The following is a 19,877-nucleotide window of genomic DNA, read 5'->3' on the forward strand; positions in this document are numbered from 1 at the left end:
GAAGAGTATTTACAGCAGATTTTGGACTTGACTGTGACATGAAGTCCGGTTTTTCAAGACACCACTGATGATTGTATCTTTCCTTGAACGCGATTCCATCATAAAGACGCATTTGATTGACAACCCTATTCAACCGCTGGCTGCATGACTGAGGCGGCAACTACCGTGACGCGCGCCGTGTGGTGGCCCGTGAAGCAGGCATTGGTTCGGGAACCCTTGAGCGTTGGCGAGATGACGCGCAGTCCATGCCCGCCCGAGGGCGGGCATGGACTGTGGCGGCGCGCCTGGAGGCGGTGATCGTCACTGCGGCGCTGGACGAAACCAGCAAAAGCGCGTGGTGTCGAGAGCACGGCGTTTATCCGGACGAGCTGATCAAATGGTGGGCCAGCGCCACGACAGCGTTGGCCGAACCGGAAGAAGTCAGAGCCAGCCCGCAAGCAACCCGACAAGACCGCAAACGCATCAAGGAACTCGAACGCGAATTGCTACGCAAGGACCGGACACTCGCTGAAACCGCTGCCCTGCTGGTTCTCTCAAAAAAAGTCGCGGCGATCTTCAACAAAGGCGAGGCCGAATGATCGGCCTTGAAGATCGCCAAGCCTTGGCCCAAGACATCCATGCCGCCCATGTCGCCGGTGCTCGGCTCAGGCTTGCCTGCGAGGTAGCCGGCATCGAGTTACGCACCTTGCAACGCTGGAAAGCCATTGAGGGCGGCATCTGCGCAGATCGCCGGCCCTTGTCCATGCGCCCGACGCCCAGGCACGCGCTCAGTGAGGCCGAACGCACGCAGGTGCTTGCCGTGGCCAACGAGCCACGCTTTGCGGCCGTGCCGCCAGCGCGCATGGTGCCGATGCTGGCTGATGAAGGGATTTACCTGGCCAGCGAATCCACCTTCAGCCGAGTGCTGCGTGAGCACGGTCAAACCACCCTCCGAGGACGGGCCAAGGCGCCCAGGCAACAGCGAGTGCCGACCACGCACATTGCCACCACGCCGCGCCAGGTGTGGTGCTGGGACATGACTTATCTGCCAGGCAAGGTTAAGGGGCACTGGTTTCACCTTTATCTCATCCTCGACCTGTATAGCCGCAAGATTGTCGGCTGGGAGGTGCACGGCAGCGATCACGCCGACCATGCCGCGCATCTGGTGCGCCGTACGGCGCTCGCCGAGGGGATTGCCGCACTCGCGACCAAGCCTGTTCTGCACGGCGACAACGGCTCGACGCTCAAGGCCACGACGGTGCTGGCGATGCTCAACTGGCTGGGAGTCAGGCCCTCGTATTCTCGACCCCGAGTCAGTGATGACAATGCTTACGCGGAATCGCTGTTTCGGACGGCCAAATACCGCCCTGAGTTTCCTGCTAACGGCTTTGCCGAGCTCGACGACGCCAGGACCTGGGCAGTCAGCTTCGTGCACTGGTACAACGTCGAGCATCGGCACAGTGGCATTCGTTATGTCAGCCCAGCCCAGCGCCATGCCGGCGAGGATCTCGCCATTCTCGCGGCCCGACATGCCGTCTATACCTCAGCGCGTGATCTCAACCCGGCGCGCTGGACTGGTCAGACACGAAATTGGACGCCGGTCGGTGTAGTGACCCTCAATCCAGATCGCGATTGCATCGCCAACGCGCATCTGGAAGACAAGCTTATTCCGCCATTGGCTGCATGACCGAGGCGACAACTATCTTGACGCGCGCCGGATCAGAGGCAACGGCAACAACCAAAGCAAAAGCAGCGCCATTTCGCTGCATGTGAAGCAATGGCTACAGCTTAAACCCGGATGAAATCTGTCTTGACTCAGGGATCCACTTTAGCTGCCAGTGGCGCGGTGGGTTCGGTAGTCGGCCAAATCGCCAGAATCAAGGGTTGCCGTGTCGTTGGTATTGCCGGCGGCGCTGAAAAATGTCGTTACGTTGTTAATGAACTGGGTTTCGATGCCTACATCGACCACCGCAGTCCTGACTTCAAGCAACAACTGGCGGCCGCCTGCTCGAAAGGAATCGACGTCTATTTCGAGAATGCGGGTGGTGCTGTTTTTGACGCCGTGCTGCCCCTGCTCAATGTTGGCACTCGCGTTCCTTTGTGTGGCGTCATTGCCCATTACAACGACACCGCACTGCCCGACGGCCCAGACCGCCTGGGCCTGTTGACCCGGACGCTGCTGATCAAGCGGATCAAGATGCAGGGTTTCATTATTTTTGACGATTACGGTCATCGCTTTGGCGAGTTTTTTGCGCAGATGAGCTTATGGTTGGCCAACGGTCAGATCAAGTTCAAGGAAGACGTTGTCAATGGCCTGGAAAATGCTCCGCAAGCCTTTATTGGTCTGCTCGAAGGAAGGAATTTCGGCAAGTTGATTGTTCAGGTTGCGCAAGACTGAACGAAGATCGACAAGAAGAAATTGAAAAAGCTCATCGCCCTCGAAGCGCAGAAAGCCAAACGCACGAAAAAACCGGAAAAGGCTGGTGCGAAGAATGGAAAAGAAGAATCGAGGCGGAATGGCGGCAAACAGCAACCAGACCAAGAGTCAAAAGCCAGCCAGACGGTGGCAGTTTCCACTGTTCCACGGCCTCCTGCCGCTCGACCGGAAGGAAATCCTGCCGAACCTGATGGCAGGGGTGACCTTGGCGGCGGTGAACATCCCGCAGGCGATGGGCTATACGAAGATCGCCGGCACCCCGGTCATCACGGGCCTCTACACGCTATTGCTGCCGCTGATCGGCTTTGCCGTATTCGGCGCCTCGCGGTATCTGGTCTGGTCGTGTCTGCCGACTCCGCCACGGCAGCGATTCTGGCCGTGGGGGTCTCGCCGATGGCGGCAACCGGCAGTACGCATTATCTGGCGCTGGCCTCCACGGTCGCCTTGCTGGCGGCCGGCTTGCTTCTACTGGTGCGGCTGCTGTGGCTGGGTTTCCTGGCTGATTTTTTGTCGCGTACGGTGATGATCGGGTTTCTCACGGGCGTCGGGTTTCAAGTGTGCATCGCGGTACTCGGCGAAATGCTCGGCATTCCGGTGAAGGGCAACATCACGGTGCAACAGTTTTGGACGGTGGCGGAAAAATTTCCACTCCTGCACTGGCCAACCCTCGCGGTTTCGGCTGGGGTAGTGGCGGTAATTGTTGTCTCACGCCGGTTCGCACCGCGACTGCCCGGGGCACTCCTGGCGGTGGTGGCTGCGATCGGACTGAGCGCAGCGCTTGATTTTGCCGGCCATGGCATTGCGGTGCTGGGACCAGTGGCCGGTGGCCTGCCGCAACTCGGGATTCCGGCAGTGTCGTGGGATGAGGTTTATGCCCTGCTTCCCATCGCAGGATCCTGTTTCGTGATGATCGTGGCCCAGAGCTCAGTCACCGCGCGGGCCTACGCCATTCGCCATCACCAGACACTGGATGAAAACCGGGATCTGCTCGGCTTGTGTGCCGCCGACACTGCCGCTGCGTTGAGCGGCACCTTCGTCGTGAATGGCAGCCCGACCCAGACCGCGATGGTCGAAACCTCCGGCGGGAACAGCTAACTCGTCCATTTGGCCACGGCGGCGACGGTCGCTGTGGTTTTACTTCTTCTGACCGGGCCGCTGAAATTTCTGCCGACCTGCGTGCTGGGAGCGATTGTCTTCGTGGTTGCCGTGGGTCTGATTGATTTCAGTGGATTGTGCGCCTTGCGACGCAATAGCCCCGGTGAGTTCTACCTGGCCGTGGCGACCGCGGCGGCGGTGGTGTTCATCGGCGTCGAGCGCGGCATCATACTGGCGATCGCCCTCTCGCTACTGCAGCATGTCCGCCACGGGTATCGCCCGCACACCGCCGTCATCTTGCGCGACCCGGTGGAGCACTGGCGGATGGAGCCGGTAGTGCCGGGCAAGATGGTAATGCCGGGCCTGGTAATCTATTGGTTTGGGGCCGACCTTTATTACGCCAACGCCAATCATTTTGTGGAACAGGCACATCTGCTGGTCGACGAATCGCCCACCCTGGTGCGCTGGCTGGTCGTGGATGCGGAGGCGATCACCGGCATGGATTTCTCGGCGGGATGGGTGGCCATGGACCTCCAGCGGGATCTGGCCAGGAAAGGCGTCGTGCTGGCCCTGACCCGGGTGGAAGCCAGCCTGCTGGCAGACCTGGATCGTCTGGAGGTAACCGGGGTGATCGGGATGGACCGCCTCTTCCACTCCCGGAAGTGCTGCCTGAAAACTTACGAGATCGAGAGTGCAACCGAAAGCAACCCGCTCGCGGCGAAGGAACCCTAGGGAAACGCTGATTTATCCCTGCTTTGTTTTCCCATGCTGAGCGGGAGTGGTAAAATGCCATTGTGTTAATTGGTCAAGGTGGCGAGCGTGCAGGCAAGTTTTTCCGAACTCGAATATGCGGCGAAGAAGAAGCAGACACGGCGCGACCGGTTTCTTGCCGAGATAGAAGCGATCACGCCGTGGTCGGCATTGGCACAATCGCTTATCCCGTTTTACCCGAAGAGCGGAGGTCGGGGTCGCCCGCCCATTGGTCTGCCCCGGATGCCACCACCCTGCTTGAATTCCGTCACTTGCTCGAACAGCATCAGCTGGCCGAATCGATTTTCAACACGATTACCCATCACCTTACCGCCAAAGGCCTGCTGTTGCGTGAAGGCACCATTGTGGATGCGACGCTAATCGCCGCGCCGCCTTCGACCAGGAACAAGGCCGGCAAGCGCGACCCGGAAATGCACCAGAGCAAGAAGGGCAAGCAATGGTACTTTGACATGACAAGCCGAAGGCGAAGGACGCCCGTAGGGCGGTCCCGCGTAGCGGGATGCGGTCACGAGCGAAGCGAGGTCGCACAGGTGGCGCACATTGGTATGGATGCCCACTCGGGGCTGGTCCATACCGTGATCGGCACGGCAGGCAACGTCAGCGACATCTCACAGGCCGAAGCGTTGTTGCATGGCGAAGAAACGATGGCCTTTGCTGACGCCGGCTATCAGGGCGTTGAAAAACGTCCGGAGAGCCAAGGCGGCGAAGTCGAATGGCAGGTCGCCATGAAACCCAGCAAGCGCAAACAACTGGCGGGAACGGAACTTGGCCGGTTGGTCGAACAGGTGGAATACGCCAAGGCGCGTATTCGTGCCAAGGTGGAGCACCCCTTCCATGTCGTCAAGAATCTCTTCAAGCATAGGAAGACGCGTTACAAGGGCTTGGCCAAGAATACGGCGCAACTGTTTTCGCTGTTTGCTTTTGCCAATCTGGTGCTCGCCCGCCGTTGGTTGTTGGGCGCTGACAGCCAAGTTGCGTCCTGAAGGCCAGAAATGCCATGAAAATCAATGTTTTTCACTTCGGAACGACCTTCAATGTGGCAAGTGACACCGAAAATCGCACAAAACCCCTCGTAACACTGAATTGATCAGCACTTCCCTAGTTTGTAGAGGATCGAGGCCGGTCTCGTGAGAAGCGGAATGCTGCTGGCTATCGGCTCGACTTCAAGGTGAGCGGCAGGATTTGACGTGATTCTACGAAGGCATCCCGGCGTTGGAAGGCGGTGTTGGACGGGTGGCGATAACGCCGGAGATTCTGCTGTCGCTGTGGTTGTACGCCACGCTCGATGGGGTAGACAGTGGCCGGGAAGTGTCGCGGCTCACCCAGGCACACGACACCTACCGCTGGCTATGTGTTGGTATGCAGGCCAATCACCACACGCTGTCCGACTTTCGCAAGGATCACGGTGAAGCGCTGGACGAACTGCTGAGCGTGAGCATCGACGACCGCGAGGCGGGCAATAGCAAAGCGGTCGAGCCAGTCGCCGATGAGCCGGTAAGCAAGGCTTTGCGCTCTAGACCGGCTAGCCGTCTGGGGATTCAGTCGTATAATCCGGCCGGACGTTGAAACAAGATTTCTGGAGTGTGGATTTGGAACGAGCAGATTCCGTTGTGCAAAATTGTGTACGCCATAGCTCACCTCAAAGAAAGAGGGCTAAAAATGCCGTGTGACGCAGTGATGTACCATCAAAATGTAACACTGAATGGATATTTGGCGCTTATAACCCGTTGTTTATCAACAGGAATAAGAGATTAGGCCATGGTGGCGGAGAGGATGGGATTCGAACCCATGTGCCAGATTTCTCTGACCATCCGATTTCGAGTCGGCGCCGTTATGGCCACTTCGGTACCTCTCCGGAGCGGGCGGAATAGTAGCACAAAACTACGCGTGCGCTGGCTCAAGATAATCCTGATCGGGCTGCTCCCCCTGCTCTTCGTGGGTTGCGGGGAACAGGCCGCGCCATTGAGCATGAAACACTCGCTGCCCTTCCCGACGCCGGCCCAGCATGATCTGATCGTCGTCACCAGTACGGGGCCACTCACCTACTATCCGGATGACAAGGGAGCCGTCGTCGGCCTGGAACACGATCTGATCGAAGCCTTCGCCCAGGAACTCGGGGTCGGCGTGAAGTATGAGGTGGTGGCGCCGGACGAAATCGACGCCGTGCTCGATGCGGGCAAGGCCCACCTTGCCGTGGCGTGGCTTCCGTTGCCCACGGATACCCGCGAAAAATCGACGCCGCCGATATTGCAGACCAGCGACATCCTCCTTCAGCATGAAGCGTCTCTACCGCTCGACGACAAGGACGACTTGCGCGGGCGAACGGTGGTCGCGATGCCGGGCTCCCGGCAACTGGCAACGCTGCGCGAACTCCAGAAACGGATACCCGACCTGCAGGTCATCGAATACAAGGACGGCGATCTCTTCAGCCTGCTGGAATCGCTCGGCAAACGGAAGGTCGAGCTGGTCGCCATCGATTCGACGCTGGTCCAGATTGCCGCACAGTTCGTTCCTTCCGTGCAGGCGACACTGGAACTCGACGAGAACCACCCGGTCGTGTGGCGGTTGGGAACCCACCCCAACGCCGAGTTGCTGGCGCGGGTCAACGACTTCGTCGAACGGGTGCAGCACGACGGCACCCTGCTGAAGATCGAGGATCGCTATTTCGGGCATGTGCGCCGCCTCAACCAGGCCGATATCGTGAGCTTCCTGGGCCGCATTCAAACCGTACTGCCCAAGCTGAAAAAGCACTTCCAGTCGGCTCAGACAGTTTCCGGAATCGATTGGCGCCTGATCGCTGCAGTCGCTTACCATGAGTCCAGCTGGGATCCGGAAGCCACCAGCCCGACGGGCGTCCGCGGCATCATGATGCTTACTGAGGACACCGCGGACCGGCTCGGTATCGGCAATCGGCTCGATCCCCGCGAGAGCATCACCGGCGGCGCGCGCTACCTGAACCTGCTCAAGGACATGCAACCCGAGGAGGTCCGCGAACCCGATCGTACCTGGCTGGCGCTCGCCTCCTACAACATCGGCCCGGGAAGTTTCAACTCAGCGCGTGCGCTGGCGAAACTGCAGGGGGCCGATCCGGCCGCATGGTACGAAATGAAGCAGATACTGCCCCTGCTGTCGCAGCCGAAATACTACGAAAAGGTGAAATCCAGCCGCGCGCGCGGCGGCGAGGCCGTCCTGCTGGTCGAGAACATCCGCGCCTACTACGACATTCTTGTCCGCAACCAGCCGCCTTACCAGACAGTATCAACCCGCATCGAGAACATGGTTGGCATGCAGGGCGGCCCCGGCCTCAAAATCAAGCGCTGAGTTTCTCCAACCCGCCCATGTACGGCCGCAGCGTAACCGGAATGGTCACGCTGCCGTCGGCATTCTGGAAGTTCTCGAGAATGGCAACCAGCGTGCGGCCGACGGCCAGACCGGAGCCGTTCAGGGTATGGCACAGCTCGGTCTTGTTCTTGTCGTTGCGGAAGCGCGCCTGCATGCGCCGGGCCTGGAAGGCGCCGAAATTGGAGCACGACGAAATCTCGCGGTAGGTGTTCTGCGCCGGCAGCCAGACTTCAAGGTCGTAGGTCTTGGTGGCGGAGAAGCCCATGTCACCGGAACACAGCACCATGCGGCGGTACGGCAGTTCCAGCTTTTCTAGAATGTTCTCGGCCTGGCGGGTCAGTTCTTCGTGCGCTGCGGTCGACTGCTCCGGATGAACGATTTGTACCAGTTCCACCTTGTCGAACTGGTGCTGGCGGATCATGCCACGCACGTCGCGCCCGCCGGAGCCGGCTTCGGAGCGAAAGCACGGTGTATGGCAGACGAACTTTAGCGGCAGCGCCTCGGCGGCAAGGATTTCATCGCGCACGATGTTGGTCACCGGCACTTCGGCGGTCGGAATCAGGTAGAGCGGTTCCTGGTCGCCGCGCAGCACCTTGAACAGATCTTCGCCGAACTTGGGTAAATTGCCCGTGCCGTAGAGGCTGGCGGCATTGACCAGGTACGGTGCGTAGACTTCGGTATAGCCGTGCTCGGCGGTGTGCGTGTCGAGCATGAGTTGGGTGAGCGCGCGGTGCAGACGGGCCAGCCCGCCCTTGAGCAGCGAGAAGCGTGCGCCGGAAATCTTGGCGGCGGTGGTGAAATCGAGCTGGCCAAGCGCCTCGCCGACATCGGTATGATCCTTGACCGGAAAGTCGAAAACACGCGGCGTACCCCAGCGCCTGATCTCGACGTTGGCATTCTCGTCGCTGCCCACCGGCACCGAGTCGTCGGGAATGTTAGGCAACCCGGCGAGGATGGCGGTGAACTTCTCGAGCAATTCGCCGAGGTGGATTTCAGAGGCCTTCAGTTCGTCGCCAATCGCCCCCACCTGAGCCATCACACCGGATGCATCCTCGCCCTTGCCTTTCAGCATGCCGATCTGCTTGGACAAGCTATTGCGCTGCGCCTGCAGATCCTGCGTGTGCGTCTGTAGTGTCTTGCGCTCGGCTTCCAGTGCCCTGAATTCGGTGAAGTCAATCGGCTTGCCGCGCTTGGCGAGGCCCTCGGCCACGGCGTCGAGGTTGGAGCGAAGTTGCTGGATGTCGAGCATGGATTTTCCTGATTTTTCGCGGTCGACCGCAACAAGCGGTCGAAAAACGTAAATTATACGCGACGGAACAGCCGCCCCAGAAAGCCCCAGAGCTTGACCAGCAGGAAGCCGGCAACGATCAGGAAGATCGCCAACAAGCCGAGGAACACCAGTGGCGAAGCGAGCATCGCCCACAAGCCGGCGAGCACCATGCCCTCCTCACCAAATGAGGCGAGCCAGTTGGAAAAAGGCTCAGGCGAAGTGTTGATCGCCAGCCGGCTGCCGGCCTTGGCGAAGTGCGTACCGGCGGTGATCGTGCCGCCGATCAGCCCGGCCGCGACCATCCACGCCGGATCGACATCGCCGAGCGCGAAGGCGGCGAGCAAGGCGCCGGCCGGAATGCGGATGAAGGTCTGGAAGGTATCCCACAGCGAATCGAAGGCCGGCACCTTGTCGGCGATCAGTTCGGCAAAGGCCATGATGCCGGCAACACCGATGACCAGCGGGTTTTCCAGCATCGACAAGGTGTCCGGCAAGTGCAGGTAGCCGAAATGCGCCAGCAGCCCGGCCAGGAAAACGACCAGATAAAGGCGCAAGCCGCTGGCCCAGGCCAAGCCGGCCGACAACGCGATGGTCTGCGCCATGTCCATTATTTCTTGCCCGCCTTGCGGTCGAGATCGCGCAGGTGCGCCAGTTTGTCGGCGATCTGGCCTTCCAGTCCGCGCGGCGTCGGCTGGTACCAGTGCGGTTCCGGCAGACCGTCCGGCAGATAGGTTTCGCCGGCCGCGTAGGCTTCCGGTTCGTCGTGCGCGTAGCGGTAGGCTTTGCCGTGGCCGAGTTCCTTCATCAATTTGGTCGGTGCGTTGCGCAGATGGTTCGGCACCGGCCGCGAACCGTCCTGTTTGACAAAGGCGCGCGCCGCGTTCCAGGCGTTGTAGCCGGCATTCGACTTGGCGGCGACGGCGAGGTAGATCACCGCCTGCCCGAGCGCCAGTTCGCCTTCCGGCGAACCGAGGCGTTCGTAGGTGGTGGCCGCATCGTTGGCGATCTGCATGGCGCGCGGATCGGCCAGGCCGATATCCTCCCAGGCCATGCGCACGATGCGCCGGGCCAGATAACGCGGGTCGGCACCGCCATCGAGCATGCGCGTCAGCCAGTAAAGTGCGGCATCCGGATGCGAACCGCGCACCGACTTGTGCAGGGCCGAAATCTGATCGTAAAAAGCATCGCCGCCCTTGTCGAAACGGCGCAGGTTCTGGGCCACTGTTTTTTCGACAAATTCGCCGTCGACCGCAACAATGCCCGCCGTATGCGCTGCGGTGCGCATCTGTTCGAGCAGGTTGAGCAATCGCCGCGCATCGCCGTCGGCCAACCCGATCAGCCGTTCACGGGCGCCGGCATCGAAGCTCAGGTCGGCCAGTGCCTTCTCCGTTGCGCGATCGAACAAAGTGCCCAGTTCAGCCTCGTCGAGCGACTTCAGCACATAGACCGAAGTCCGCGACAGCAGCGCCGAATTGACTTCGAACGACGGGTTCTCCGTCGTCGCGCCGATGAAGGTCAGCAGGCCCGATTCGACAAAGGGCAAGAAGCCGTCCTGCTGCGCCTTGTTAAAACGGTGGATTTCATCGACGAAGAGAATGGTGCGCCGCCCCTGATCGCGCCACATCCCGGCCTGCGCCACCGCCTCGCGCACCTCCTTGATGCCGGAAAACACCGCCGACAGCGCAATGAACTCGCACTGGAACTGCGTCGCCATCATGCGCGCCAGCGTCGTCTTGCCAACGCCCGGCGGCCCCCACAGAATCATCGAATGCGGCTGGCCGGAGTCAAACGCCAGGCGCAGCGGCTTGCCCGGCCCGAGCAGGTGCTGCTGACCGATCACCTCGTCCGGCGTCTGCGGACGCAATTGTTCCGCCAGCGGCGCGTTGCACCCTAGGGGCGCTTCCTTCGGAGCGCGGTCAACCGACATTTGGGAGAACAAATCGCTCAATATGCCACCGCCCGGATATCTTTATAGCGCCTTGCCCATCGCGGAATCCGACTCATCCGGCCCGACGATGGAAAGCTTGGGAAAATAGCCACGGTAGCGCTTTGCGTCGCGGGTCAGTATGCGCATGCCGCTCACCAGGGCAGGGGCGCCGATGCAGAAATCGGGCATCGGCGATGTCTTGAGGCCCTCGGTTTGCCGGTAGACACGGAATGCCTGGCCGGCGACAAACGCTGCATCCCAGGGCAAATTTTCGCGAACCAGTGGCCAACTCGCCACTGCCGCCTCCAGATCGCAGGCGCGTTCATAACGGGGGCTGATCTCGGCCAGAATCAAGGGATTGATCACCAGCGGCCCCCGCTGCCCGAGCCGCTCCAGTTGATCGAGCGACCAGTCCGCCCAAACGGGATCATCGGCCAGGACATCGATCAACACGCAACTGTCGACCAGGGCGGCGGGACCGGCCGCCGACACATAGCTGCCCGGTTGCTCGTTCACCGCAGGATTCCCCATTGCAGCAGCCGCGCCGAAACGCCATAAACTGATCTGTACTCATGCACTTGAATTGGGCCGCATTGGCCGAGCCGCGAACGCGAGCGAAGGATTCACGGATGCTCGGCGAGGTAGCGACAAGTGGTCGAAGACCACCTCGCCGTTATCCCTGACCTCGAATTCCACCTCACTGTGCGGATGCCGCCCCGCCTTTTCACGGACCGCCAGGAGAATGGTGACCTGCCCCTTGCTAGTAATTTTCATGGCACGCCTCAACTCTCTACTCTTACCCTGGGGAGACGCTGATTTATTCCAGAATTGTCATTCCGGCGAAGGCCGGAATCCAGAAAAATCAACGACATGGACCCCAGCTTTCGCCGGAGTGACGAATAAATCGGCATTTCCTTAGAGTATTACCGGCGAGGTTCAATGTAAAGCGCACGGAATCGCCGCTCGGCGCTGGCCACGGAAAGCTACCTCAGCGAGCGCTGCGGAACGCGCTTCGGCGGAAAAATTCCGCCAACCCCTGGCCGCTGTGCCGGCAACCCCGGCGGAAGATCCTGACCGTTGCTGACCCCGAGCGATCGTCCCATCACATCGCATCCAGCGGCGAAGTCACACCGCGCCCGCCCTTGTTCAGCACGTGCGTGTAAATCATCGTCGTCGCCACATCGGCATGGCCGAGCAATTCCTGAACGGTGCGAATGTCGTAGCCGGACTGCAGCAGGTGCGTCGCGAATGAATGGCGCAAAGTATGCGGCGTCGCCAGCTTGGCCACCCCGCTCGCCTGCAGCGCCTTCTTCACCGCGCGCTGCAGCAACTTCTCGTCGATATGATGGCGGCGTTCCTCGCCGCTACGCGGATCGATCGAATAACTGCCGGACGGGAAAATGTACTGCCAGAGCCAGTCGACCACAGCATTCGGGTATTTTTTATCAAGCGCATCCGGCAAATACACCGCCGCCCTGCCCTTCGCCTTGTCATCCGCGAACAACTGGCGCCGCCAGCGCAAATGATCCTGCAAAGGCCCAATCAGCGCCTGCGGCAACATCGTGATGCGATCCTTCGCACCCTTGCCTTCGCGCACGACGATCTCGGCCCGCTCGAAATCCACGTCCTTCACCCGCAGCCGCACGCACTCCATCAACCGCATGCCCGTTCCGTAGAGCAAACGCGCCATCAGGTCATGGACGCCGCTCATGCGATCGAGAATCGCCGTCACCTCCTGGCGTGTCAGCACCACCGGCAAGCGCTGCGGCTGCTTGGCACGGACGACCTTGTCGAGCCATGGCAGATCGATGTTCAACACCTCGCGGTAAAGAAACAGCAAAGCCGATAACGCCTGATTCTGCGTCGCCGCCGCCACCCTCCCCTCCACCGCAAGATGCGTCAGAAAAGCCTCAACCTCGACCGCCTCCATCTCGCGCGGGTGGCGCTTGCCGTGAAAGAGGATGAAGCGTTTTATCCAATGAAGATATTGCGTTTCAGTACGGATGCTGTAATGCTTGACGCGCAGGCGATCACGCGCCTGGTCGAGTAGTTTGGGCGGCGGGATAGTTTGAGGGGTGGCTTCTGGCATGATGATTTCAATAAAATACAAAAATTCATTGCGTTGCAAACAATTTGTTCACGTTATACACCTTCGGCTGGTTAAGTATACGCCTGCCAAGGCGTATACTTAACGTTGCACGAGATAGGTGGCTAGCTTTCAACGGGAGGCAAGTTGCGCATTAAGTACACATGCCACGAGGGTTTATAAAGCGGGGAAAATATGCTGTTTATCCGAAGTGTTTTATGAGCGGATGTATAACGCTCGCGTTGATCCACACGCCCAAAAAACACTTCGGATAAACAGCGGATTTTGGCCGTTTTGGCCGGGGATGGCAGAGAGAAAGAGCACCGTCCTTGATTTCCGCCACCTCTCACGTCCAACGCGTCGTTCGAGCACACTCGCCGCCCTACGGTCGTCAAGGTGCTCAACTCCATAACGTTAGGGGTCCCAGACGGACGCTCAGCAACACCACCTATGCCAATCAAGAACTCGCCTCGAAGTGACAAGCGCTGGCACCATTGGACTGACAGCCCGTGGCTTACTATGCTTTCGGGAGCATCGACGATTGTCGGATTCTTAGCCCGAATTTTTCATAAAAGCAGGCGAATCTCGTTTAACCCATTGATATAATAGGGGTTACGCCAATAACGCTTTGTAAGAAGCCTAAACGAGACCGCCCATGGACCATTCTATCCCAACCCAGCTTCACTTTCCCGCCAGCGCCGGATTTACGATCCGGGCAGAGTTTGACGGCGGGGCGATGTCCTCCGACTTTGGCGCACTCCTGTTGCGTGGCATCGACCTGCAAATCGGCCTGATTCCCCGCCTGGTCAGCGCGATTCACGACAAACGCCACGCCTCGTACATTGACCATCCCCTGGCCGACCTGCTCCGCCAGCGGATATTCCAGACCGCCAGCGGTTACGCCGACGGTAATGACGCCAACACGCTGCGGCGCGATCCGCTGTTCAAACTGGCGGTCGGTCGTGCCCCGCTGGACGAGGGAAATGACCTGGCCTCCGGCCCCACGCTCTCCCGGCTCGAAAACAGCGTATCGCGCAAAGACATTTACCGCCTGGCCAAAAGCTTCGTCGACGCCTTCATCGCCAGCTACGCCCAGGCGCCTGCCGTGATCGTGCTCGATATGGATCACTCGGAGGATGCCACTCACGGGCAGCAGGAACTGGCGTTCTATAACCCCCACTACGGGAATCACTGCTACCTGCCGCTGTTTCTCTTCGAAGGACTTTCCGGGAAGTTCATTACTGCCGTCCTGCGTCCGGGCAAACGCCCGACTGGCAAGGAGAACGCGGCCATCATCAAGCGCGTGCTGCGCTTGCTCCGCCAGGCTTGGCCCGAGACCCACATCATTCTGCGCGGGGATGGCCACTTCTCGAATCCCGAACTGATGGCCTTGTGCGCGTCCGATCCGCATCTGGACTTCCTCTTCGGCCTGGCCGGCAACCCGGTGCTCTCGCCCAAGGCCGAGCCGCTGCTGAAGAAAGCCCGTGCGCTGCACCAGACACACAGCGCCAACGCCCAGCGCCTGGGGAACGCCGAGCCTGCGGCGACACGACTGTACGACGATATCGAGTATCAGGCGGGCTCGTGGCCCAAGGCTTACCGCGTGGTGGTCAAGGCCGAGGTGATGGCCTTGGGTGACAACCCGCGGTACGTGGTGACCTCGCTGTCCGACCCGACGCCTGATGTGCTTTACAAAGAGCTGTACTGTGCTCGAGGGCAGGACGAGAACTTCATCAAGGCGGTGAAGAACGACTTGGCCAGTGACCGGACCTCCGATCATGCCTTCCTCGCCAATCACCTGCGGCTGTTCTATTCGTGTGCGGCGTATGGGTTGATTCACGGCTTGCGCGAGAACACGCTGGTGCATACGGAACTGGCCAAGGCGCAACCGCTGTCGATTATCCTGAAACTCTTTAAGTTGGCGGTGCGCGTGGTGCAGTACAAGGATCGGATCAAGCTGTCCTTGCCTACGTCGTGTCCGATGAAGGGGGTGCTGGCGCGGGTGACCGAGTTGCTTTACCTCGTCCCGCGCCCGCCGGCGCCGGCCTGATCGACTCGGCGACGCCGTCTCATGCTGCAGACTCGAATCCGCTTGAGCGGAGGTGAGGTCTCGCCAGCGCTCTGTCCAGGGATCGATGGCGGCAGGGTGTGATGCCCAAAAGTTGGGGTATTTGGCCGATCGTGGCGGGTTGGCAGCAAAATTCGCAGCAAGCTGACTCGCATCACGGCTGGAATGGCACGACATTGACATCGCGCGGCGGGTTTATGAAACATCCGGGTTAGCGCTTTTATTGAAAAAATATTTCGGAGCAAAGTACATGGGCATTTTGGAAGGCGTAATCGCAGGCTTCATCGTCGCCGCTCTCACCGGCGCAGTCGGGTACTTTTTTGGTCGAAAGACGTATGAGCAAAGAGTGGCGGCCGCACCCGCTTTGTATACCGAGCACATTGGGAAGTTGATAAGCGACTCAAGTACCGACAATGCGCGAAACATTCGAAACGCGGCGCAGGCAATCGTTAGCACCAGAAATGATCTCAAGAAATCATTGACATCATTGGCGCAGCTTCTCAACAGTGATATTGACGTTCTGGCCGAACTCATCGAATCAAACGCTACGCCGGCTCAACTCGCAGATAGAATTAAGGTGCTCGAGATGAAGTGGCCGGCAAAGCGAACGCAGGTCGAGGTTGAGCTTCGGAAGATTCTTGCAGAGCTTGGGCTGTCCGGGCGGGGGTAACCTAATCGGGTAAGGACCGGCTTCTAACCGGCCCTCCCCACACCACCCACCATGCGGGTCCGCAGTGGGCGGTTCAACGAGTTGACGCGCTCGACTAAGACGAATAACCCTGCGCCTTGCACCATAACGTCTTGATGCTCAGCAACCCTTTGGTCTTGAGCCAGTCATTGCTCAACGCTTGTTGCATCGCCGGAGTACGTGCCATGTGCCAGTAGCTCTTGCTGCTGACGCCATGCTGGATCGCTGTTTTCAGGCTCACGCCCAACGCCAGCAAGTGCTTGATCTTCGTGCGCGGCCAGCGCCATTGTTTCCAATAGCCCATTCGGATGCGCCGTCTGATCCACTCGTCCAGTCCCGGGATCGGTCGGTAGTACTCGCTGATGCCAAAGTACCCCATCCACCCCCGCACGTACTGTCCCAGCTTGCGCAGCCGGAACTCCATTGATACTCCCCAGCTCCTGCCGGTGAGTTCCTTCACGCGGTACTTGAACGCCGCCAGCTTTTTCTCCAGCCAGCGGATTTTGCCCCGAACTATCGTGAAGCCCAGAAAACCGCATTCACTTATCTTCGCCACCTTGCTTTTGACCGGGTTGATTTTGAGCTTCAGACGACCTTCCAGATATTGCGTCAAACTTTGCATGACTCGGTTTCCTGCTCGCGGACTTTTGACCAGCACCACCATGTCGTCGGCGTATCGCGCAAAACGATGCCCACGCCGTTCGAGTTCATGATCCAGTTCGTTGAGCAGAATGTTGGCCAAGAGCGGCGACAGCGGCCCACCCTGGGGCGTGCCGATGTCGCTGGGCTCGACGTGCTCACCGACCAGCACCCCGGCGCGCAGGTAACGTCCGATCAGATTCAACAACGCCTTGTCGCGGATCGTTCGCCCGAGGATATTCATCAACACGTCGTGATTGACCGTGTCGAAGAATTTGGCGAGGTCAATATCCACGGCCATGGCGTAGCCGTCCTTCACATGCCGTTGTACCTGTCTGATCGCTTGGTGTGCATTGCGGCCCGGTCGAAAGCCGAAGCTCGATCCCGAGAAGCGGGGATCGAAGATCGGCGTGAGCACTTGGGCGATAGCCTGCTGGATGACCCGATCCATGAGGATCGGAATCCCCAGCAGCCGCTTGCTGCCGTCCTCCTTGGGTATTTCGACCCGACGGACGGCACTGGGGCGATAGTGCCCGGTTTCGAGTTGGCTTCGGATGTCTCCCCAGTGCGCCCGCAGGTAGGCGGGAAAGCCCTCGATGGTGATGCCGTCGATACCCGGCGCCCCCTTGTTGGCTTTCACGCGCCCCCACGCGGTGCGCAGGTTGCCGCTGGAGAGTACTGCTGCCATTAACTCGGTTGTTTCCACTGCTTTTCGTCTCGTCTTGTTTCAAGGCTCGGTTCGGGTTGTTCGCCGGCTCGCCTTCCCCGCCTGGGGATACTTCGGCTACGCCAAGATCGCTCCGTCTGCTCCTTGTGGTTCGTTGTTCGATCCTTCGCCGCGCCACAACTTGCACGACTACTATGATCTCTGCTGACTTCTGCCGCTTCACATCAGCCATTGCTGACCGCTGCGCTGTTACGGTTACTGAACGTTGCTGCCCGTTCGATCGCCCTTGATGCGTGACAGCCCACATCGGCGCTGGTTGATTGGGACTGGCTCAACCCGGCCACCTTTCGTTCAGCCTACGTCACCGCTCGCGCGGCAGATCTCCCCAGGTAAGAACGCGATGTTTCCGCGCACAAGCGCCGCATTTACCGTAAGGGTCGTACCGGTGGGCTTCGTCGTCCTGTGCCGACTCGCCTCGACCCTCTCGGCCTTCTATGCAGTTTCTGTCCGTCGCCTCGCACGTTTGCACTCCGGCTTCCTCCAGACAAGCCCTCGCGAGCTTGCCCTTGCCTTCGGCTAGTGGTTATCATTGACTCGTGATGAATCCATGTCGGTGCTCCCACAGGGGACTTCCACCCCATTACATCGCGCCCATGCTGGGCGCACACCCGGCGCTCAACCGGACCTTCGCCATAAGGCCGGCGAAGGTCGGTTAGCTCTACGTTAGCCGTCATGAAGGAACGCTATTTGGCCTCGGACTCAGCGCAATGTTGACAACTGCGATAGGCATCCTCGGTGGTGGAATCGTTGCAATTCTCACGACCATCGCGGTCGAAGCGCTTCGCCGACCAAGACTTCGCCTGCGAATCGCGCCTCCAATTGAGGCAACCTATCCGGCTGGGCGTCCGGCCAAGCATGGGCGAGCGCTCACGATAGAGTTGATTAACGATCCTCTTCCTGGCTTCGCGCGATGGATGTCGCGCAATGCCGCGCTGCAGTGCCGAGGGTCCATTACTTTCCACAATCTGGATGGAGAGAGATTTTTTGTAAACGAAATGCCGGTCCGGTTTGCACGCTCGCCACAGCCACTTCCCATGGAAGTTGTTATAGGAAACACGCGGGGCGTTGTGCTTGATCCATCTCGATTGACGAGCGATTCGAGAATTGATGTTTATCCTGGCGAAACGACACCGCTCGACCTCGCGGTCAAATTCGATAGCGAGGCTGAAGCGTATGGGTGGAGCAACTTGAGCTACGTATCGGATCCGCCTTGGCGGCACCCTGACTGGAAACTTCCGGTAGGGCGTTTTTTGGTTGCGGTCACGGTGTTTTCAAGCGGTCAAAAATGCGAGGGCCTGTTTAGATTGATCAACGAAGGTGGTCGGATAGATTTTCGCCTCGAACCTGCTCTGGCGAACGACAAAATCGTTGCGCGGAATCCAAGCGTGTAGCGCTGGCTTATATGGCAACTTCAACGATGACGGCTAACACCTTGGTGCAGCCGACGCGCATGAAACCGCGCGCGGCTGACCAAGAACGTTAGCCGTCTTTTTACAATTCTAGGAGTCATCTCTTGTCAGCCATCGTACCCCACCCGCTTGAACCAGTGCTTCCTGCCCTGCCAACGACGGTACTTCCAGCTCTCGCAGCTCTAACAGCGTCGCTTGGCATTCCTAGAACGGTACTGGCGAGCGATGAAGAAATTCAATACGCATGGCGAGACTTGCCACGAGAACTCAGGGAAATTCCTGGGCATCTTAGAGGCGAACTAATCGCCAGAATGTGCGTAGCAGTAAGCACAGGTCTTTTTGACGGTGCGATGAACTACATCTGGAACGCCGCGATATTGCAACTTCGAACAAAGGTTCGGAATTTCGGCCTCCCAATCGTTGCTCAAATTCTTCAATCAGACTTTGAAGAGAAACACCTCTTGGAACTTCAGGATAGTCGCCTACTTGAGCTCTCTCTCAAACTGAATTTGGTTAATGAAGATGGCTTTTTCTTTCTTGATCAATGCAGAGATGTTCGAAACAATTTCTCGGCAGCACATCCAACGCTCGGAACAGTAAATGACCGAGAGTTCACAACTTTTCTAAATCGTTGTGTTCGCTATGCCCTAGCAGACGCTTCGTCCCCCAAAGGCGTAGACATAGGCTCCTTTATCTCTGCGGTGAAGAGTGCTCGTTTCAATGCCAACCAGTGCAGTGTCTGGGTTCAACGACTCAACGAAACACATGATGCGCAACGTCAAATGCTAGTTGGTATGGTTCATGGCATCTACTGTGATCCAAACACATCAGAACCCTCACGTCTAAACTCACTCGACATCTGTAATGCTCTGAAAGCAGGTCTTACAGCTTCGTTGCGTTCTGATCTGGTAAATAAACACAGCGAATACGCGGCAAAGGGTGATGAGCCTCGGCACTCTGCCTCGCTTCAGTTTTTCGAAAAGCTAGGACTTCTGACACTGCTGAACGAGTCAGAACAGCATGTTGTCTTTTCCAGAGCGGTCGAGCGACTGTGGAACGTCCATAATGCGATGAACAATTTTTACAATGAACCACCATTTGCTGAACGCCTTTTAGAGTTGTCACTCCAAGGCGCTGTGCCTGAAACAGTTCAAGAACAGTTCGTTCATGTTGTGGTCTGTTGCAACGTGGGTAATGGCTATGGGGTATCCAATGCCGCCACTCCAAGCTATGACCAAATTATCAAGTCGTTCTCGCCACGCGAGATTGCAATGATGATTCGTCTCGCCGTATCACCAGCGAGCATTCTTGGCCGCCGCGTAAGTAGTCTGCCATCCTGCCGGCAACGATTCAAACAAAATCTCGGGCTCATTGATCCCGCAAGCATACCTAGCGGCGTAAAAGCTGATTACGACAAGCTTCTCAAGTGATCATGCAAA

At 58.9% G+C, this 19,877-nt stretch carries 13 protein-coding genes, 1 tRNA gene and 4 pseudogenes; 10 read left to right on the forward strand and 8 right to left on the reverse strand.

Features of this window, described 5'->3' with window-relative positions:
* Positions 1 to 182 precede the first annotated feature (182 nt).
* From IPP03_01940 to IPP03_01960, 5 genes and pseudogenes are all read left to right on the forward strand, one after another.
* Positions 183 to 1,666: pseudogene (locus IPP03_01940) on the forward strand (IS3 family transposase).
* Positions 1,667 to 1,777: 111 nt separating this feature from the next.
* Positions 1,778 to 2,377 (forward strand): zinc-binding dehydrogenase, encoded by a 600-nt coding sequence (locus tag IPP03_01945; GenBank protein ID MBL0351506.1) that lies wholly within the window; start codon positions 1,778 to 1,780, stop codon positions 2,375 to 2,377.
* A gap of 118 nt (positions 2,378 to 2,495) precedes the next feature.
* Positions 2,496 to 4,243: pseudogene (locus tag IPP03_01950) on the forward strand (SulP family inorganic anion transporter).
* Positions 4,244 to 4,330: 87 nt separating this feature from the next.
* Positions 4,331 to 5,265, forward strand: a pseudogene (locus IPP03_01955) (transposase).
* 193 nt (positions 5,266 to 5,458) lie between these two features.
* A pseudogene (locus tag IPP03_01960) lies at positions 5,459 to 5,722 on the forward strand (transposase).
* Positions 5,723 to 6,044: 322 nt separating this feature from the next.
* Here IPP03_01960 and IPP03_01965 read toward each other — a convergent pair.
* Positions 6,045 to 6,137, reverse strand: a tRNA-Ser gene (locus IPP03_01965).
* Positions 6,138 to 6,169: 32 nt separating this feature from the next.
* Between IPP03_01965 and mltF the strand changes: the two genes are divergently transcribed.
* Positions 6,170 to 7,603, forward strand: a complete 1,434-nt coding sequence (gene mltF / locus IPP03_01970; GenBank protein ID MBL0351507.1) for a membrane-bound lytic murein transglycosylase MltF — start codon at positions 6,170 to 6,172, stop codon at positions 7,601 to 7,603.
* Here mltF and serS read toward each other — a convergent pair.
* The 6 genes from serS to IPP03_02000 all read right to left on the reverse strand — a co-directional run bounded on the left by serS (position 7,593) and on the right by IPP03_02000 (position 12,910).
* Positions 7,593 to 8,873: a serine--tRNA ligase gene (serS, locus tag IPP03_01975; GenBank protein MBL0351508.1), complete on the reverse strand. Its 1,281-nt coding sequence runs from the start codon at positions 8,871 to 8,873 to the stop codon at positions 7,593 to 7,595. The genes mltF and serS overlap by 11 nt on opposite strands.
* A 53-nt stretch (positions 8,874 to 8,926) precedes the next feature.
* Positions 8,927 to 9,496 carry a DUF4126 domain-containing protein gene (locus IPP03_01980; GenBank protein MBL0351509.1) on the reverse strand — a complete coding sequence of 190 codons (570 nt, stop codon included), beginning with the start codon at positions 9,494 to 9,496 and terminating at the stop codon, positions 8,927 to 8,929.
* Positions 9,497 to 9,501: 5 nt separating this feature from the next.
* Positions 9,502 to 10,821 carry a replication-associated recombination protein A gene (locus IPP03_01985; protein ID MBL0351510.1) on the reverse strand — a complete coding sequence of 440 codons (1,320 nt, stop codon included), beginning with the start codon at positions 10,819 to 10,821 and terminating at the stop codon, positions 9,502 to 9,504.
* A gap of 42 nt (positions 10,822 to 10,863) precedes the next feature.
* Positions 10,864 to 11,289, reverse strand: a complete 426-nt coding sequence (locus IPP03_01990) for a type II toxin-antitoxin system VapC family toxin (protein MBL0351511.1) — start codon at positions 11,287 to 11,289, stop codon at positions 10,864 to 10,866.
* Between the two features lie 102 nt (positions 11,290 to 11,391).
* On the reverse strand, positions 11,392 to 11,595 hold the full coding sequence (locus tag IPP03_01995; protein ID MBL0351512.1) for an AbrB/MazE/SpoVT family DNA-binding domain-containing protein: 204 nt from the start codon (positions 11,593 to 11,595) through the stop codon (positions 11,392 to 11,394).
* A 328-nt stretch (positions 11,596 to 11,923) separates the two neighbouring features.
* A complete protein-coding gene (locus tag IPP03_02000) occupies positions 11,924 to 12,910 on the reverse strand; it encodes an integron integrase (GenBank protein MBL0351513.1) in 987 nt (328 codons plus the stop codon).
* A gap of 652 nt (positions 12,911 to 13,562) precedes the next feature.
* Here IPP03_02000 and IPP03_02005 point away from each other — a divergent pair.
* Together IPP03_02005 and IPP03_02010 are read left to right on the forward strand one after the other, a co-directional pair.
* The gene (locus IPP03_02005; GenBank protein MBL0351514.1) at positions 13,563 to 14,957 is read left to right on the forward strand and encodes an IS1380 family transposase; all 1,395 of its coding nucleotides are present in this window, start codon (positions 13,563 to 13,565) and stop codon (positions 14,955 to 14,957) included.
* Positions 14,958 to 15,225: 268 nt separating this feature from the next.
* Positions 15,226 to 15,645 carry a hypothetical protein gene (locus IPP03_02010; GenBank protein ID MBL0351515.1) on the forward strand — a complete coding sequence of 140 codons (420 nt, stop codon included), beginning with the start codon at positions 15,226 to 15,228 and terminating at the stop codon, positions 15,643 to 15,645.
* A 94-nt stretch (positions 15,646 to 15,739) separates the two neighbouring features.
* Here IPP03_02010 and ltrA read toward each other — a convergent pair whose 3' ends face one another.
* On the reverse strand, positions 15,740 to 16,990 hold the full coding sequence (gene ltrA, locus IPP03_02015) for a group II intron reverse transcriptase/maturase (protein MBL0351516.1): 1,251 nt from the start codon (positions 16,988 to 16,990) through the stop codon (positions 15,740 to 15,742).
* Between the two features lie 746 nt (positions 16,991 to 17,736).
* Here ltrA and IPP03_02020 point away from each other — a divergent pair.
* Positions 17,737 to 18,420 (forward strand): hypothetical protein, encoded by a 684-nt coding sequence (locus tag IPP03_02020; protein MBL0351517.1) that lies wholly within the window; start codon positions 17,737 to 17,739, stop codon positions 18,418 to 18,420.
* A 122-nt stretch (positions 18,421 to 18,542) separates the two neighbouring features.
* Positions 18,543 to 19,868, forward strand: a complete 1,326-nt coding sequence (locus tag IPP03_02025; GenBank protein ID MBL0351518.1) for a hypothetical protein — start codon at positions 18,543 to 18,545, stop codon at positions 19,866 to 19,868.
* The last annotated feature ends 9 nt before the right edge of the window (positions 19,869 to 19,877 follow it).

Source organism: Candidatus Dechloromonas phosphoritropha, assembly GCA_016722705.1.
GTDB lineage: Bacteria > Pseudomonadota > Gammaproteobacteria > Burkholderiales > Rhodocyclaceae > Azonexus > Azonexus phosphoritrophus.